Genomic DNA, 15,622 nt, shown 5'->3' with positions numbered 1-15,622 from the left:
GATTGGGTTCAGCTCAGAACCGCGAGCCCGGCTCCAGCAGAAAGTCCATCTCTTCATCGGTGCTCGGGCGCCCCAGCACCAAGTTGCGGTGCGGGAAGCGGCCGAACCGCGCAATCACCCGCTGGTGCTGCTCGGCATAGTCCAGGAAACCTTCGAACAGGCGCCGGTCACTGTCCGGCTGCGCATCCAGCAGCAACTGATAGCGCTCGATGCTGATGTTCTGCCAGTCCAGCACCTCGGCATGCTCCAGCACCAGCAGGATGAACACCCGCTGGATCGGCAGCAGCTGGTAGTCCCAGGCCTTGTCCAGGCCCTGCATCACCAGCACCTGCGCACGCCGGTCGCCATCGAAGGCGTGCTGGGTGTCGCGGTGGATCATGCGGGGCAGCTGGTCCAGCAGCAGCACCAGGCCCAGCCAGCCCTGGGGGCTTGCCAGCCATTCGTCCAGCTCGCCGGCCAGCGCCTGCGCGGCCAGCTCGCCGAAGCGCTCGCGCGCCTCGTCGTCGTGGTGCTTGCCGAACCACAGCGTACTCTTCTCGTCAGCCACGGCCTGGGGGCTGGTGCCCCAGCCGAACCACCACTCCAGCAACGGCTGCCAAGGTGCGAGCATGATTTACTCCTGGTGATAACCGGTGACGCGCTCGACTTCCTGCTTCGAACCCAGGAACACCGCCACACGCTGGTGCAGGCTCTCGGGCTGGATGTCGAGGATGCGCTGGCGACCGTCGGTGGAAGCACCGCCGGCCTGTTCGATGATGAACGACATCGGGTTGGCTTCGTACATCAGGCGCAGCTTGCCCGGCTTGGATGGCTCGCGCGCATCGCGCGGGTACATGAACAGGCCGCCACGGGTCAGGATGCGGTGCACGTCGGCAACCATCGAGGCGATCCAGCGCATGTTGTAGTTCTTTTTCAGCGGGCCGGTCTCGCCAGCCAGCAGTTCGCCCACATAGCGGGTCACCGGGGCTTCCCAATGGCGCTGGTTGGACATGTTGATGGCGAACTCGGCGGTGGTTTCCGGCACCTGGATGTTCTCGTGGGTCAGCACGAAACTGCCCAGCTCGCGGTCCAGGGTGAAGCCCTTGACGCCGTTGCCCAGGGTCAGGATCAGCATGGTCTGCGGGCCGTAGATCGCGTAACCGGCGGCCACCTGCTTGGTGCCCGGCTGCAGGAAGGCCTGTTCGTTGAGGCTTTCGTTCTGGCTCAGGTACTCGTTGGGGCAGCGCAGTACCGAGAAGATGGTGCCGACCGAGACGTTGACGTCGATGTTCGACGAACCGTCCAGCGGGTCGAATACCAGCAGGTAGGCACCCTTGGGGTACTTGCCCGGGATCTGGTAGGCATTGTCCATCTCTTCGGACGCCATGCCGGCCAGGTGGCCGCCCCACTCGTTGGCTTCGAGCAGGATGTCGTTGGAAATCACGTCCAGTTTCTTCTGGACTTCGCCCTGCACGTTTTCAGTGCCCATGCTGCCCAGCACGCCGCCAAGGGCGCCCTTGGACACGTTGTGGCTGATTTCCTTGCACGCACGCGCCACCACTTCGATAAGGAAGCGCAGATCGGCAGGGGTGCTGTTGCTGCGGGTCTGCTCAATCAGATAGCGACTCAGGGTAACGCGGGACATGTAAGGCTCCGGAGGATGGGGTAGAAAAAACCCACGCAGTTTACAGGGAGAGTGAAGCGCTAGCGAGCAATAGGACATGCTCGCCCGATCAGACGACACATCGGGCCGAAGGTTCACGCCCCCGGGCCCGATGCCAGGCGCCTACTCCAGCGCGTTCCAGATCTCCCCGGCGTATTCGCGAATGGTGCGGTCCGACGAGAACCAGCCCATGCGCGCGGTATTGAGCACGGCCGAGCGCCACCACTGCTGGGGGTCGTGCCACAGCTCCTCGACGCGGCGCTGGGCCTCCCAGTAGGCATCGAAGTCGGCGCACACCAGGAAGCGGTCATACGGCACCAGTGAATCGATCAGCCCCACGTAGCGCGCCGGGTCGTCCGGCGAGAACACCCCGCCGCGGATCGCCTGGAGCACGTCGTTGAGCCGGTACGAGGCGCCGATGGCGGAGCTGGCACCGAAATCGCCGCTGCGCTTGCGCGCCTCCACCTGCTGGGAGGTCAGGCCGAAGATGAACATGTGCTCGGCCCCCACCTGCTCGCACATCTCGACGTTGGCGCCGTCCAGGGTGCCGATGGTCAGCGCGCCATGGAGGCCGAACTTCATGTTGCTGGTGCCCGAGGCCTCGTAGCCGGCGGTGGAGATCTGCTCGGACAGGTCCGCCGCCGGGATGATGCTCTCGGCCAGGCTCACGTTGTAGTTGGGCAGGAACACCACCTTGAGCAGACCGCGCACGGTCGGGTCGTTGTTGACCACCCTGGCGATGTCGTTGGCCAGCTTGATGATCAGCTTGGCCTGGTGATAGCTGGCGGCGGCCTTGCCGGCGAAGATCTTCACCCGCGGCGCCCAGTGCGTGCCCGGCTCGGCGCGGATCGCCTGGTACAGCGCCACGGTATGCAGCAGGTTGAGCAGCTGGCGCTTGTATTCGTGGATGCGCTTGACCTGCACATCGAACATCGCCTCGGGGTCGACCGTGATGCCCAGGCGCTCCTGGATCAGGTTGGCCAGGGCCTTCTTGCTGTGCAGGCGCTGCTGGGCGAAGGCCTTGCGAAACGCCGGCTTGTCGGCGAACGGTTCGAGGCGCCGCAGGTGCTTCTCGGGGTCGTCCAGCACCTCGGGCCCCAGCGCCTCCACCAGCATGCGGGTGAGCGGCGGGTTGGCCTGGTACAGCCAGCGGCGGAAGGTGATGCCGTTGGTCTTGTTGTTGATCCGCTCGGGGTAGAGCTTGTGCAGTTCGGCGAACACGGTGCTGCGCATCAGCTTGGTGTGCAGCCCCGACACGCCGTTGACGCTGTGCGACCCGAGGAACGCCAGGTTGCCCATGCGCACCCGCCGGCCGTTGTCCTCCTCGATCAGCGACACCGCGCGCAGCACGTCGAAGTCATGGATGCCCTTGGCCCGCAGCGCGTCGATATGAAAGGCGTTGATCAGGTAGATGATCTGCATGTGGCGCGGCAGCATGCGCTCCATCAGCCCCACCGACCAGGTTTCCAGCGCCTCGGGCAGCAGGGTGTGGTTGGTGTAGGCCAGGGTGTCGACGGTGAGCTGCCAGGCGGTGTCCCACGGCAGTTCGTGCTGGTCCACCAGCAGGCGCATCAGCTCGGCCACGGCAATCGAGGGGTGGGTGTCGTTGAGCTGGATGGCGGCCTTTTCGTGCAGGTTGAGCAGCGTGGGGTTCATGTTCAGGTGGCGGCGCAGCAGGTCCTGCAGCGAGGCCGAGACGAAGAAGTACTCCTGGCGCAGGCGCAGCTCCTGGCCGGCCTCGGTGCTGTCGGCCGGGTACAGTACCCGCGAGATGCTCTCGGCGCGGGCCACTTCGGCTACCGCGCCCAGGTGGTCGCCGGCATTGAAACGCTCCAGGTGCAGCTCTTCCAGGGCCCGTGCGCGCCATAGGCGCAGGGTATTGACGCTGGCACCACGCCAGCCCACCACGGGCGTGTCGTAGGCCACCGCGCGCACCGTTTCGGCCGGCCACCACACCTGGCGCGGCTGGCCGGATTCATCGTGCCGGGTCTCGACGCTGCCGCCGAAACTGATCGGGTAGATCACCTCGGCACGCTCGAACTCCCAGGGGTTGCCGAAATCCAGCCAGTTTTCGGTCTGCTCCTGCTGCCAGCCGTCGACCACGGCCTGGCGAAACAGCCCGTGCTCATAGCGGATACCGTAGCCGTGGGCGGCGATGCCCAGGGTCGACATGCTCTCCATGAAGCACGCCGCCAGGCGCCCGAGGCCGCCGTTGCCCAGCGCCGCATCGGGTTCGAGCAGGCGGATGCGCTCCAGGTCCACGTCCAGCCCGGTCATTGCTTCACGGGCGATGTCCAGCAGGCCGAGGTTGCTCAGGCTGTCGTACAGCAGGCGGCCGATGAGAAATTCGAGGGAGAGGTAATAGACGCGCTTCTGGCTCTTGCGGTAGATCTGCCGCGTGTGGTCCATCCAGTGGTCGACCATGTGGTCGCGGGCGGCCAGGGCAATGGCCTCGAACCAGTCGTGGTCGAAGGCGTGCTCGGGGTCCTTGCCGACGGCATAGGTCAGTTTTTCCAGTACAGCGGTGCGAAAGGCAGCCACCTGTGCGTCACGTGCGAGTGGTTCCTGAGACATACGACGTCCTCGGGCAAGTTGACGAATGCGGATGGGGATTTCTCAGCCTAGACGGTTCGACCGGGCGCGGTAGCGCGGGTTCGTTTGTTTCTGTGCAAAAGCGGTACCGGGTTGGCACGAACCCGGCAAATGGTTGTTCACATTTTGACCAACTCCGGTATGATCGCGCGCCCACCCGACCATCTGAAAAACCGAACCTGATGAAACCGACCCTGATTGCCGCCGCCGAACTCGACCGCCTGGATACCTGGCAGAGGTATTCCAGCCACATGTGCGGGGGCTGCATGTCCAGTTGCTGCACCTTGCCGGTGGAGGTCAAGCTCACGGATCTGATCCGCATTGGCGTGGTGGACGAATTCGAACGGGGCGAGCCGCCCAAGAACATCGCCAAGCGCCTGCAGAAGGATGGGATCGTCGAGCGCTTCAACCAGAAGTCCGGGATCTTCACCTTGCAGCGCATGAGCAACGACGATTGCCTGTACCTGGACCGCAAGACGCGGTTCTGCACCATTTACGACAAGCGCCCCGACACCTGCCGCAACCACCCAAGGATCGGCCCGCGGCCGGGGTACTGCGCGTACAAGCCAAAGCCCGTGGCCCGCTGAAAAGCATCGCGGGTCAAGCCCGCTCCCACAAGGTTGTGCATTTACCTGTGGGAGCGGGCTTGACCCGCGATTCGGCCAGTGCAAGTTTCAGGCCTTGCACAAACAAAAACGCCCCCGGCCTTTCGACCGGGGGCGTTTTCATTCAGCCTGAGCTAACTCAGTTCTTGGCTTTCTTGGCAGCGCGGGTACGCTCGCCTTCGTCCAGGATCTTCTTGCGCAGACGGATCGACTTGGGCGTGACTTCGCACAGCTCGTCGTCCTGGATGAATTCCAGGGCCTGTTCCAGGGTGAAGCGAACAGGTGGCACCAGAGCGATGGTTTCGTCTTTGCCCGAAGCACGCATGTTGTCGAGCTTCTTGCCCTTGGTAGGGTTGACGCCCAGGTCGTTGTCACGGCTGTTCAGACCGACGATCTGACCGTTGTAGATCTCCTGGCCGTGCTCGACGAACAGCTTGCCGCGCGCCTGCAGGGTTTCCAGCGAGTAGGTCAGCGCCTTGCCGGTCTCTACCGATACCAGTACGCCGTTCTGACGGCCGGACATGTGGCCGGACTTCATTGGCGCGTAGCGATCGAAGATCGAGGTCAGGATGCCTGCACCGTTGGTCAGGGTCAGGAACTGGTTGCGGAAACCGATCAGACCACGGGCTGGAATGTTGTATTCCAGACGTACACGGCCCTTGCCATCCGGCACCATGTTGGTCAGGTCGCCTTTACGCAGGCCCATTTCTTCCATGACCTTGCCCTGCGAATCTTCAGGGATGTCGATGGTGACGTTCTCGAACGGCTCGTGCTTGGCACCGTCGACTTCGCGGATGATCACTTCCGGACGACCAACACCCATTTCGAAGCCTTCGCGACGCATGGTTTCGATCAGTACCGACAGGTGCAGCTCACCACGGCCCGATACCTTGAACTTGTCGGCCGAGTCGCCTTCTTCAACGCGCAGTGCAACGTTGTACAGCAGCTCCTTGTCCAGACGCTCCTTGATGTTGCGGCTGGTGACGAACTTGCCTTCCTTACCGCAGAACGGCGAGTCGTTGACCTGGAAGGTCATCGAAACGGTCGGCTCGTCGACGGTCAGCGGCTTCATCGCCTCGACTGCGTCCGGGGAGCACAGGGTGTCGGAGATGAACAGCTCGTCGAAACCGCTGATGCAGACGATGTCGCCAGCCTGGGCTTCTTCGACGTCGACGCGGTGCAGGCCGTGGTGACCCATCAGCTTGAGGATACGACCGTTGCGGCGCTTGCCGTCAACGTCGATGGCCACAACCGGGGTGTTCGGCTTGACGCGACCACGGGCGATGCGGCCAACACCGATTACGCCCAGGAAGCTGTTGTAGTCCAGTGCCGAGATCTGCATCTGGAACGGACCGTCGCGGTCGACGCTTGGCGCTGGCACGTTGTCGACGATCGACTGGTACAGCGGGGTCATGTCTTCGGCCATTTCGGTGTGGTCCAGACCGGCAATGCCGTTCAGGGCCGAGGCGTAGACGACCTTGAAGTCCAGCTGTTCGTCGGTGGCACCCAGGTTGTCGAACAGGTCGAAGATCTGGTCCAGAACCCAGTCAGGACGCGCGCCCGGACGGTCGACCTTGTTGATCACCACGATCGGACGCAGGCCGGCTTCGAAAGCCTTCTTGGTCACGAAACGGGTTTGCGGCATAGGGCCGTCCTGGGCGTCTACCAGCAGCAGCACGGAGTCGACCATCGACATCACGCGCTCTACTTCACCACCGAAGTCGGCGTGGCCCGGGGTGTCCACGATGTTGATGTGGTAGCCGTTCCAGTTGATGGCGGTGTTTTTCGCCAGAATGGTAATGCCGCGCTCTTTTTCCTGGTCGTTGGAGTCCATCACGCGCTCGTCGTTGAGCTCGTTGCGCTCCAGGGTGCCGGACTGACGCAGCAGTTTGTCTACCAGGGTGGTCTTGCCATGGTCAACGTGGGCGATGATGGCGATGTTGCGTAGATTTTCGATCACTTGTGTATCTCGATCAGAGGATTCGGGTTGCCGCCCAGTCTAGGCGGCGAATGTGAATGAACGGCGCTCAACGGGCTCGTCGGTCGGGAGGGCGATGGCGGATACTGCCGCCATACAACCCCGGCATCTTATGTCGGACGATAAACGCGCACATTGGCATGCCCCTCACTCAGTAGATGGTGGGCATGCAGGCGACTCATCACTCCCTTGTCGCAATACAGCAAGTACTGGCGCGTGGGGTCCAGCTCCTTGAAGCGACTGTTGAGGGCGTAGAACGGCAAGGCCTTGACCTCGATGCCGTCCAGTTCCAGAGGCTGGTCTTCCTGGGCGTCGGGGTGACGAATGTCGATCACCACCTGCCCGGCCAGCGCCTGGCTGACTTCTTCGATCTGGATATCCTGGCCCAGTTCATCGATCACGTGGTCGATGGACACCAGGCGGGCGCGTTCCAGGGCGCGCTCGAGCACGGCCATGTCGAACTGCTTCTCTTCATGGTCGACGCGGTGACGCTTGGCACAGGTGGTCGGGTTCACCGAGATCACGCCGCAGTACTCGGGCATGTGCTTGGCGAACTCGGCGGTGCCGATTTCATTGGCCTGGTCGATGATGTCCTGCTTGTGGCTGGCCAGCAGCGGGCGCAGCACCAGCTTCTCGGTGGCCGAGTCGATCACCGCCAGGTTGGGCAATGTCTGGCTGGACACCTGGGAAATCGCCTCGCCGGTGACCAGCGCGTCGATCTGCAGGCGGTCGGCGATGTTGGTGGCGGCGCGCAGCATCATGCGCTTGAGGGTCACGCCCATGTAGCTGTTGTCGACCTTGCCGAGGATCTCGCCCACCACCTCTTCGAACGGCACGCTGACGAACAGCACGCGCTGGCTGCTGCCGTACTTCTTCCACAGGTAGTGCGCGACTTCCATCACGCCCAGCTCGTGGGCACGGCCGCCCAGGTTGAAGAAGCAGAAGTGGGTCATCAGGCCGCGGCGCATCATCTGGTAGGCCGCCACGGTGGAGTCGAAGCCGCCGGACATCAGCACCAGAGTCTGCTCCAGCGCGCCCAGCGGGTAGCCGCCGATGCCCTTGTGCTGGTTGTGGATCACGTACAGGCGCTTGTCGCGGATCTCGATGCGCACTTCCACTTCGGGGTTGCGCAGGTCGATGCCGGCGGCGCCGCACTGCTGGCGCAGCTGGCTGCCGACATAGCGGTCGACGTCCATCGAGCTGAAATCATGGTGGCCGCCGCGCTTGCAGCGCACGGCAAAGTGCTTGCCGGCCAGCAGGTGGCCGAAATGCGTCTTGCACTTGGCGACGATATCGTCGAAGTCGCCCAGCGGGTACTCATCGACCTGAAGGAAATGCGCGATGCCCGGCATGCAGCTCAGGCGCTCGGTCATTTCGCGCAGCACCTTCTCGTCGTCCAGGCGGGTGACCACCTCCAGATTGTCCCAGACACCATCGACCGCGAGCGCAGGATCCAGGTCCTTGAGCACGGTGCGGATGTTGCGGCCCAGTTGACGGATGAAGCGCTTTCGAACCGGGCGGCTCTTGATGGTGATCTCTGGAAAGACTTTGACGATTAGTTTCATGAAAACAGCGCGCGCGTGGCCAGCCGAAAAAGAAGGGGCGCGGATTATAGCGGAATTCGCTCAAGCTTTGAGCAACTTTTGTACAGAAGGTTTCACGCGCACCATTTTGGGTCACTCAAACGAAAAAACGCCTCCTAAGAGTGCAGGAAAAACCCCTGAAGCGCCGTTGGCACCCGTAAACGCGTGAGAATGGGGCGAAAAACCCAACTCGGGGCACTGGCATGCAATTTGCTCCCTTGTGAGGCAGGTTGCCTTGGCCGACTATTCGCGCCCGGCATCACCCAAATTACAAGGGCTGCACAGGCACGCTCTACCCCACCCGGAGGACACCATGTCGAAGTCGGTTCAACTCATCAAAGATCATGACGTTAAATGGATTGATCTGCGCTTCACTGACACCAAGGGCACCCAGCACCACGTCACCATGCCAGCCCGTGACGCGCTGGAAGACGACTTCTTCGAAGCCGGCAAGATGTTCGACGGTTCCTCCATCGCTGGCTGGAAAGGCATCGAAGCCTCCGACATGATCCTGATGCCGGACGACTCCACCGCCGTGCTCGACCCGTTCACCGAAGAGCCGACCCTGATCCTGGTCTGCGACATCATCGAACCGTCGACCATGCAAGGCTACGACCGCGACCCGCGCGCCATCGCCAAGCAGGCCGAAGAGTTCCTGCGCTCCACCGGCATCGGCGACACCGTATTCGCAGGCCCTGAGCCTGAGTTCTTCATCTTCGACGAAGTGAAGTTCAAGTCCGACATTTCGGGCTCGATGTTCAAGATCTACTCCGAGCAGGGCTCGTGGATGTCCGACCAGGACGTGGAAGGTGGTAACAAGGGCCACCGTCCAGGCGTCAAGGGCGGCTACTTCCCGGTTCCGCCGTTCGACCACGACCACGAGATCCGTACTGCCATGTGCAACGCACTGGAAGAAATGGGCCAGGTCGTCGAAGTGCACCACCACGAAGTGGCGACTGCCGGTCAGAACGAAATCGGCGTCAAGTTCAACACCCTGGTGAAAAAAGCTGACGAAGTTCAGACCCTGAAATACGTCGTGCACAACGTTGCCGACGCCTACGGCCGCACCGCTACCTTCATGCCAAAACCGCTGTACGGCGACAACGGCTCGGGCATGCACGTGCACATGTCGATCTGGAAAGACGGCAAGAACACCTTCGCCGGCGAAGGCTATGCCGGCCTGTCCGATACCGCCCTGTACTTCATCGGCGGCATCATCAAGCACGGCAAGGCCCTGAACGGCTTCACCAACCCGTCGACCAACTCCTACAAGCGTCTGGTCCCGGGCTTCGAAGCCCCGGTCATGCTGGCCTACTCGGCACGCAACCGTTCTGCCTCGATCCGCATTCCTTACGTGTCGAGCCCCAAGGCCCGCCGTATCGAAGCGCGCTTCCCGGACCCGGCGGCCAACCCGTACCTGGCCTTCGCTGCGCTGCTGATGGCCGGCCTGGACGGCATCCAGAACAAGATCCACCCAGGCGATGCCGCCGACAAGAACCTGTACGACCTGCCGCCTGAAGAGGCCAAAGAGATCCCGCAGGTCTGTGGCAGCCTGAAGGAAGCCCTGGAAGAGCTGGACAAGGGCCGTGCGTTCCTGACCAAGGGCGGCGTGTTCTCCGACGAGTTCATCGATGCCTACATCGCCCTGAAAAGCGAAGAAGAAATCAAGGTGCGCACCTTCGTACACCCACTGGAATACGAGCTGTACTACAGCTGCTAAGCCAGTGACGCTCGCTCACGCGGCGTAACGAGAGAGGCCTCCCATTCGGGAGGCCTTTTTTTTGCGCTGACTTCATCGCGGGTCAAGCCCGCTGCCACAAACCAGTGGGAGCGGGCTTGACCCGCGATGAAGTCAGCAGTGCTCTACAATGGTGCACAAGGCAGCGCTACCCCTGCACCAACAGCCCATTTTGGTTCAAAAACAGCCTGCAACCTGTTAACCCAGTCATTTTTTGCGCAGCCAAGGCCCGGTTTCAGGGAATTGCGCTTCTTTTCGGAGCCTTGGTTTGGTTCTTGCATTTTCCTGGCATCAGCCGATTACCAGCGCGCGCCACCCTGGCCCCGATCAGGGCGGTACTGTGCCAAAAGAGGTCAACGACGCCCCATGACCATCAGCGATGCACTGCACCGACTGCTACTGGACAACCTGACCACTGCCACCATTCTGCTCAATGCCGAATTGCGCCTGGAGTACATGAACCCGGCAGCGGAAATGCTCCTGGCCATCAGCGGCCAGCGCAGCCACGGGCAGTTCATCAGCGAGCTGTTCACCGAATCGACCGAAGCGCTCAACTCGCTGCGCCAGGCCGTAGAGCACGCGCACCCGTTCACCAAGCGCGAAGCCATGCTCACCGCCCTCACCGGCCAGACCCTGACCGTCGACTACGCCGTCACCCCGATCCTCAACCACGGCCGCACCCTGCTGCTGCTCGAAGTGCACCCGCGCGACCGCCTGCTGCGCATCACCAAGGAAGAGGCGCAGCTGTCCAAGCAGGAAACCACCAAGATGCTGGTGCGCGGCATGGCCCACGAAATCAAGAACCCGCTGGGCGGCATCCGTGGCGCCGCGCAGCTGCTGGCCCGCGAACTGCCCGACAACGGCCTCAAGGACTACACCAACGTCATCATCGAAGAGGCCGACCGCCTGCGTAACCTGGTCGACCGCATGCTCGGCTCCAACAAACTGCCGTCGCTGGCCATGACCAACATCCACGAAGTGCTCGAGCGCGTGTGCAGCCTGGTGGAGGCCGAAAGCCAGGGCGGCATCACCCTGGTGCGCGACTACGACCCGAGCCTGCCCGACGTGCTGGTGGACCGCGAGCAGATGATCCAGGCCGTGCTCAACATCGTGCGCAACGCCATGCAGGCCATCAGCGGGCAGAACGAGCTGCGCCTGGGCCGCATCACCCTGCGCAGCCGCGCCATGCGCCAGTTCACCATCGGCCACACCCGCCACCGCCTGGTGGCGCGCATCGAAATCATCGACAACGGCCCGGGTGTACCCGCGGAACTGCAGGACACCCTCTTCTATCCCATGGTCAGCGGTCGCCCGGACGGTACCGGGCTGGGCCTGGCCATCACCCAGAACATCATCAGCCAGCACCAGGGCCTGATCGAATGTGACAGCCACCCTGGCCACACCACCTTCTCGATCTTCCTGCCGCTGGAACAAGGAGCCACTTCTTCATGAGCCGAAGCGAAACCGTCTGGATCGTCGACGACGACCGCTCCATCCGTTGGGTCCTGGAAAAAGCCCTGCAACAGGAAGGCATGACCACCCAGAGCTTCGACAGTGCCGATGGGGTCATGAGCCGCCTGGCCCGCCAGCAGCCGGACGTGATCATCTCCGACATTCGCATGCCCGGTGCCAGCGGCCTGGACCTGCTGGCGCAGATCCGCGAGCAGCACCCGCGTCTGCCGGTGATCATCATGACCGCGCACTCGGACCTGGACAGCGCCGTGGCCTCGTACCAGGGCGGCGCGTTCGAGTACCTGCCCAAGCCATTCGACGTGGACGAGGCGGTGTCGCTGGTCAAGCGCGCCAACCAGCACGCCCAGGAACAGCAGGGCATGGCCGAGCCCCAGGCGCTGACCCGCACCCCGGAAATCATCGGCGAAGCGCCGGCCATGCAGGAGGTGTTTCGCGCCATCGGCCGGCTCAGCCATTCCAACATCACCGTGCTGATCAACGGCGAATCGGGCACCGGCAAGGAGTTGGTGGCCCACGCCCTGCACCGTCACAGCCCGCGCGCCGCCTCGCCGTTCATCGCGCTGAACATGGCGGCGATCCCCAAGGACCTGATGGAATCCGAGCTGTTCGGCCATGAAAAGGGCGCGTTCACCGGCGCGGCCAACCTGCGCCGCGGGCGTTTCGAGCAGGCCGACGGCGGCACGCTGTTTCTCGACGAGATCGGCGACATGCCGGCCGACACCCAGACCCGCCTGCTGCGCGTGCTGGCCGATGGCGAATTCTACCGGGTGGGCGGGCATGTGCCGGTGAAGGTGGACGTGCGCATCATTGCCGCCACCCACCAGAACCTGGAAACCCTGGTGCAGGCCGGCAAGTTCCGTGAAGACCTGTTCCACCGCCTGAACGTGATCCGCATCCACATCCCGCGCCTGGCCGACCGCCGCGAAGACATCCCGACCCTGGCCCGGCACTTTCTGGGGCGTGCGGCGCAGGAGCTGTCGGTGGAGCCCAAGCTGCTCAAGCCGGAGACCGAGGAGTTCATGCGCAACCTGCCGTGGCCGGGTAACGTGCGCCAGCTGGAGAACACCTGCCGCTGGATCACGGTGATGGCCTCGGGGCGCGAGGTGCATATCGGCGACTTGCCGCCGGAGCTGCTGAACCTGCCGCAGGACGCGGCGCCGGTGACCAACTGGGAGCAGGCGCTGCGCCAGTGGGCCGACCAGGCGCTGAGCCGTGGCCAGTCGAACCTGCTGGACAGCGCAGTGCCGAGTTTCGAGCGGATCATGATCGAGACGGCGCTCAAGCACACCGCCGGGCGGCGGCGCGATGCAGCGGTGCTGCTGGGCTGGGGGCGCAACACCCTGACGCGCAAGATCAAGGAACTGGGCATGAAGGTCGACGGCGGGGACGACGAGGGCGACGACGAGGCCTGACTCAGGGGCCTCTTCGCCGGCAAGGCCGGCTCCTACAAACGCCGCCGAACCTGTAGGAGCCGGCCTTGCCGGCGAACAGCTTGCCCCATTGCTGCACCATGCCTGCCCCCGCTGCACCGCCTGAAGGCAAAAACACCCCTCACAACCGCATCAAACCCAGCAAAACCCCAGGTTCCATTGCCCCAGGCCAACTTGGCACACACCCTGCATATACCTAAGCACAACCCAGTTTTGGGGACCTTGGTACAGGCAGGCCGGGGAATCCCCTCTTTTATTCGTGCAGTTTCACCTGCACCCTCCAGCGGCCCTGCACCGGCTCGCCGGCCCAGTCGCCGCGCAGCGGCCGGGCCGCCACCAGGCTCAGCAACAGGCCCTGGTCGCTGTTCTGCAGGCGCCAGCTCACGGGCTTGCCCGCCAACTGCAACTGACCCTTCTGGCTCCGCCCACTGGCCTGGAACACCAACGCCAGCGTGCCCTCGACCTCCTCGCCATGCAGTTGCGGCTCTTCGTTGAACCACAGGTTCAGGCCATCGGCCACCACCTCCACCCGCTCCAGTACCCGTGGTTCAGGCGCGGTGAGGCGGCCGATCATCAGGCCTACCAGCATGCCGAACAGGGCCATGGAGAACAGCACCCGCGGCCACAGTTTCGAACGCGGGTCCGGTTCGGGGGTAGAATGCTCGTCATCTTTATGCTCGGAGCCGTGCATGTTTCACGTCATCCTTTTTCAACCGGAAATTCCACCGAATACCGGCAACATTATACGGCTGTGCGCCAACAGCGGCTGCCAGCTGCACCTGATCGACCCGATCGGCTTCGAACTGGACGACAAGCGCCTGCGCCGTGCGGGCCTGGATTACCACGAGTACGCCACCCTCAAGCGCCACAGCGACCTGCCCAGCTGCCTCGAGAGCCTGGGCAACCCGCGCCTGTTCGCCTTCACCACCAAGGGCTCGCGGCCATTTCACGACGTGGCCTTCGCCCCCGGCGACGCCTTTCTGTTCGGCCCTGAAAGCCGTGGCCTGCCGCCCGAAGTGCTCGACCCGCTGGGCAGCGACCAGCGCCTGCGCCTGCCCATGCGTGAAGGCTGCCGCAGCCTGAACCTGTCCAACACCGTGGCCGTGGCGGTGTACGAAGCCTGGCGCCAGCAAGGTTTTGCCTGAGGCATGAAAAAAGCGCCCCGAAGGGCGCTTTCAACGTACCGCAGTCAGCTTACTGCAGCGAAGGCGCTTCGCCTGCTTCCTGCATGCGCTGCATCTCTTGCGCGTACAGGGCATCGAAGTTCACCGGCGACAGCATCAGGGCCGGGAACGAACCACGGGTCACCAGGTTGTCCAGCGCTTCACGCGCATACGGGAACAGGATGTTCGGGCAGAACGCGCCCAGGGTGTGGCTCATCGAAGCCGGGTCGAGGTTCTTGATCAGGAAGATACCCGCCTGCTGAACTTCGGCGATGAAGGCAACCTCTTCACCGTTCTTGACCGTGACCGACAGGGTCAGCACGACCTCGTGGAAATCGCCTTCCAGGCCTTTCTGTTTGGTGTTCAGGTCCAGCGCGACGCTCGGTTCCCACTGCTGGCGGAAGATCGCCGGGCTTTTCGGCGCTTCGAACGACAGGTCACGCACATAGATGCGCTGCAGGGAGAATTGCGGGGAGCTTTCGTCGGCTGCCGCAGCGCCGTTGTTCTGTTCTTCAGTCATGACAGATCCTTCTTTGCAGGGTCTTGTAGGGAATTCAGGCCTTGAGCAGCGCGTCGAGCTTGCCGGCGCGCTCAAGGGCAAACAGGTCGTCGCAACCGCCGACGTGGGTGCTGCCGATCCAGATCTGCGGCACCGAGGTGCGGCCGGCCTTCTGGCTCATCTCTGCGCGCAGCTGGGGCTTGCCATCGACCTTGATCTCTTCGAAGGCCACACCTTTGCTGGACAGCAGCTGCTTGGCACGCGAGCAGTAAGGGCAGTAGTCGCTGGAGTAGACGATGACGTTGCTCATGTCACTTCACCAGCGGCAGGTTGTCGGCCTTCCAGCTCGACACGCCGCCCGACAGCTTGGCGGCGTTGAAGCCGGCCTTGAGCAGGTCGCGGCACACGGCGCCGGCATGCTGGCCCAGGTTGTCGACCACGATCAGGGTCTTGGTCGCCTTGTGCTTTTCCAGCTCGCCGATACGCGCGGCGAACTTGTCCTGCGGGATGTTCAGCGCGCCGACGATGTGCCCGGCGGAGAACTCCTTGCTGGCACGGATATCGATGACCAGGCCCTTGTCGGCGTTGACCAGCGCGGTCAGTTCGCCGTTGCTCAGGCTGCGGCCGCCCTTGCGCGCTTCGGTGACGATCAGCAGGACCAGCAGAACGACGAAGATACCAACCAGCAGATAGTGAGATGTCGCGAATTCGATCAGGTGAGCAACCATCAGAGGGTTCCGGGCCGTTAAAAATGATGGGCAGTATACACAGCACCCAAGGCCGGCCAAAGCCCACCGGCACTGGTTGTCGACAGTAATTCTCATTGCCGGGCTGCTACCCGTCGGGCGGCAATGGCGGGCGCGCAAGGTTAATTCGTCACTGCTGACCAATTTGCCCTAAAATGCGTGTCTTTATCACC

14 protein-coding genes are annotated in these 15,622 nt (G+C 63.2%); 5 read left to right on the top strand and 9 right to left on the bottom strand.

Going from position 1 to position 15,622, the window contains the following annotated elements; genetic code table 11:
• Window positions 1–13: 13 nt before the first annotated feature.
• The 3 genes from KH389_RS01710 to KH389_RS01700 form a co-directional block, all read right to left on the bottom strand.
• The gene (locus KH389_RS01710; RefSeq protein WP_043862186.1) at window positions 14–610 is read right to left on the bottom strand and encodes a DUF924 family protein; all 597 of its coding nucleotides are present in this window, start codon (window positions 608–610) and stop codon (window positions 14–16) included.
• Between the two features lie 3 nt (window positions 611–613).
• Entirely contained in the window at window positions 614–1,624 is a 1,011-nt protein-coding gene (locus KH389_RS01705) for a class 1 fructose-bisphosphatase (protein ID WP_043862187.1), read from the bottom strand.
• Window positions 1,625–1,765: 141 nt separating this feature from the next.
• Window positions 1,766–4,216 carry a glycogen/starch/alpha-glucan phosphorylase gene (locus KH389_RS01700; protein ID WP_213606772.1) on the bottom strand — a complete coding sequence of 817 codons (2,451 nt, stop codon included), beginning with the start codon at window positions 4,214–4,216 and terminating at the stop codon, window positions 1,766–1,768.
• Window positions 4,217–4,416: 200 nt separating this feature from the next.
• On the opposite strand from KH389_RS01700, the gene KH389_RS01695 reads away from it, so the two are divergent.
• Window positions 4,417–4,821, top strand: a complete 405-nt coding sequence (locus KH389_RS01695; protein ID WP_043862189.1) for a YkgJ family cysteine cluster protein — start codon at window positions 4,417–4,419, stop codon at window positions 4,819–4,821.
• 157 nt (window positions 4,822–4,978) lie between these two features.
• Here the strand turns inward: KH389_RS01695 and typA are convergent, their stop codons facing one another.
• A complete protein-coding gene (typA, locus tag KH389_RS01690; protein ID WP_210013908.1) occupies window positions 4,979–6,799 on the bottom strand; it encodes a translational GTPase TypA in 1,821 nt (606 codons plus the stop codon).
• A gap of 128 nt (window positions 6,800–6,927) precedes the next feature.
• Window positions 6,928–8,382, bottom strand: coding sequence for a tRNA uracil 4-sulfurtransferase ThiI (thiI, locus tag KH389_RS01685; protein ID WP_043862191.1), 1,455 nt, complete (start codon window positions 8,380–8,382; stop codon window positions 6,928–6,930).
• 331 nt (window positions 8,383–8,713) lie between these two features.
• Between thiI and glnA the strand changes: the two genes are divergently transcribed.
• The 3 genes from glnA to ntrC all read left to right on the top strand — a co-directional run bounded on the left by glnA (window position 8,714) and on the right by ntrC (window position 13,023).
• The gene (gene glnA / locus KH389_RS01680; protein ID WP_043862192.1) at window positions 8,714–10,120 is read left to right on the top strand and encodes a glutamate--ammonia ligase; all 1,407 of its coding nucleotides are present in this window, start codon (window positions 8,714–8,716) and stop codon (window positions 10,118–10,120) included.
• Window positions 10,121–10,504: 384 nt separating this feature from the next.
• Window positions 10,505–11,590 (top strand): nitrogen regulation protein NR(II), encoded by a 1,086-nt coding sequence (gene glnL, locus KH389_RS01675; RefSeq protein WP_213606771.1) that lies wholly within the window; start codon window positions 10,505–10,507, stop codon window positions 11,588–11,590.
• A complete protein-coding gene (gene ntrC, locus KH389_RS01670; RefSeq protein WP_043862194.1) occupies window positions 11,587–13,023 on the top strand; it encodes a nitrogen regulation protein NR(I) in 1,437 nt (478 codons plus the stop codon). The genes glnL and ntrC overlap by 4 nt, the downstream gene beginning before the upstream one ends.
• 271 nt (window positions 13,024–13,294) lie before the next feature.
• Here the strand turns inward: ntrC and KH389_RS01665 are convergent, their stop codons facing one another.
• The gene (locus KH389_RS01665; RefSeq protein WP_058541653.1) at window positions 13,295–13,732 is read right to left on the bottom strand and encodes a hypothetical protein; all 438 of its coding nucleotides are present in this window, start codon (window positions 13,730–13,732) and stop codon (window positions 13,295–13,297) included.
• Between KH389_RS01665 and KH389_RS01660 the strand changes: the two genes are divergently transcribed.
• A complete protein-coding gene (locus KH389_RS01660; protein WP_043862196.1) occupies window positions 13,731–14,186 on the top strand; it encodes a tRNA (cytidine(34)-2'-O)-methyltransferase in 456 nt (151 codons plus the stop codon). The genes KH389_RS01665 and KH389_RS01660 overlap by 2 nt on opposite strands.
• 49 nt (window positions 14,187–14,235) lie before the next feature.
• On the opposite strand, the gene secB is transcribed toward KH389_RS01660, so the two are convergent.
• Genes secB through KH389_RS01645 form a run of 3 tightly spaced genes read right to left on the bottom strand, consistent with a single transcriptional unit; the run spans window position 14,236 to window position 15,431 of the window.
• Window positions 14,236–14,724 carry a protein-export chaperone SecB gene (gene secB / locus KH389_RS01655; protein ID WP_043862197.1) on the bottom strand — a complete coding sequence of 163 codons (489 nt, stop codon included), beginning with the start codon at window positions 14,722–14,724 and terminating at the stop codon, window positions 14,236–14,238.
• A 34-nt stretch (window positions 14,725–14,758) separates the two neighbouring features.
• On the bottom strand, window positions 14,759–15,013 hold the full coding sequence (grxC, locus tag KH389_RS01650; protein ID WP_043862198.1) for a glutaredoxin 3: 255 nt from the start codon (window positions 15,011–15,013) through the stop codon (window positions 14,759–14,761).
• Between the two features lies 1 nt (window position 15,014).
• A complete protein-coding gene (locus tag KH389_RS01645) occupies window positions 15,015–15,431 on the bottom strand; it encodes a rhodanese-like domain-containing protein (protein ID WP_043862199.1) in 417 nt (138 codons plus the stop codon).
• Between the last annotated feature and the right edge of the window lie 191 nt (window positions 15,432–15,622).

The organism is Pseudomonas qingdaonensis, from assembly GCF_018398475.1.
GTDB lineage: Bacteria > Pseudomonadota > Gammaproteobacteria > Pseudomonadales > Pseudomonadaceae > Aquipseudomonas > Aquipseudomonas palmensis.
Note: the sequence above shows the minus strand (reverse complement) of the source record. Positions and strands in the feature narration are given on the sequence as shown.

Bases quoted from the DNA above. Each gene is read 5' to 3' on its own strand.
- glnA (WP_043862192.1), top strand. From the start codon at position 8,714: ATGTCGAAGTCGGTTCAACTCATCAAAGATCATGACGTTAAATGGATT.
- KH389_RS01695 (WP_043862189.1), top strand. From the start codon at position 4,417: ATGAAACCGACCCTGATTGCCGCCGCCGAACTCGACCGCCTGGATACC.
- thiI (WP_043862191.1), bottom strand. From the start codon at position 8,382: ATGAAACTAATCGTCAAAGTCTTTCCAGAGATCACCATCAAGAGCCGC.
- KH389_RS01705 (WP_043862187.1), bottom strand. From the start codon at position 1,624: ATGTCCCGCGTTACCCTGAGTCGCTATCTGATTGAGCAGACCCGCAGC.
- ntrC (WP_043862194.1), top strand. From the start codon at position 11,587: ATGAGCCGAAGCGAAACCGTCTGGATCGTCGACGACGACCGCTCCATC.
- KH389_RS01710 (WP_043862186.1), bottom strand. From the start codon at position 610: ATGCTCGCACCTTGGCAGCCGTTGCTGGAGTGGTGGTTCGGCTGGGGC.
- glnL (WP_213606771.1), top strand. From the start codon at position 10,505: ATGACCATCAGCGATGCACTGCACCGACTGCTACTGGACAACCTGACC.
- KH389_RS01700 (WP_213606772.1), bottom strand. From the start codon at position 4,216: ATGTCTCAGGAACCACTCGCACGTGACGCACAGGTGGCTGCCTTTCGC.
- KH389_RS01645 (WP_043862199.1), bottom strand. From the start codon at position 15,431: ATGGTTGCTCACCTGATCGAATTCGCGACATCTCACTATCTGCTGGTT.
- KH389_RS01660 (WP_043862196.1), top strand. From the start codon at position 13,731: ATGTTTCACGTCATCCTTTTTCAACCGGAAATTCCACCGAATACCGGC.
- KH389_RS01665 (WP_058541653.1), bottom strand. From the start codon at position 13,732: ATGCACGGCTCCGAGCATAAAGATGACGAGCATTCTACCCCCGAACCG.
- grxC (WP_043862198.1), bottom strand. From the start codon at position 15,013: ATGAGCAACGTCATCGTCTACTCCAGCGACTACTGCCCTTACTGCTCG.
- secB (WP_043862197.1), bottom strand. From the start codon at position 14,724: ATGACTGAAGAACAGAACAACGGCGCTGCGGCAGCCGACGAAAGCTCC.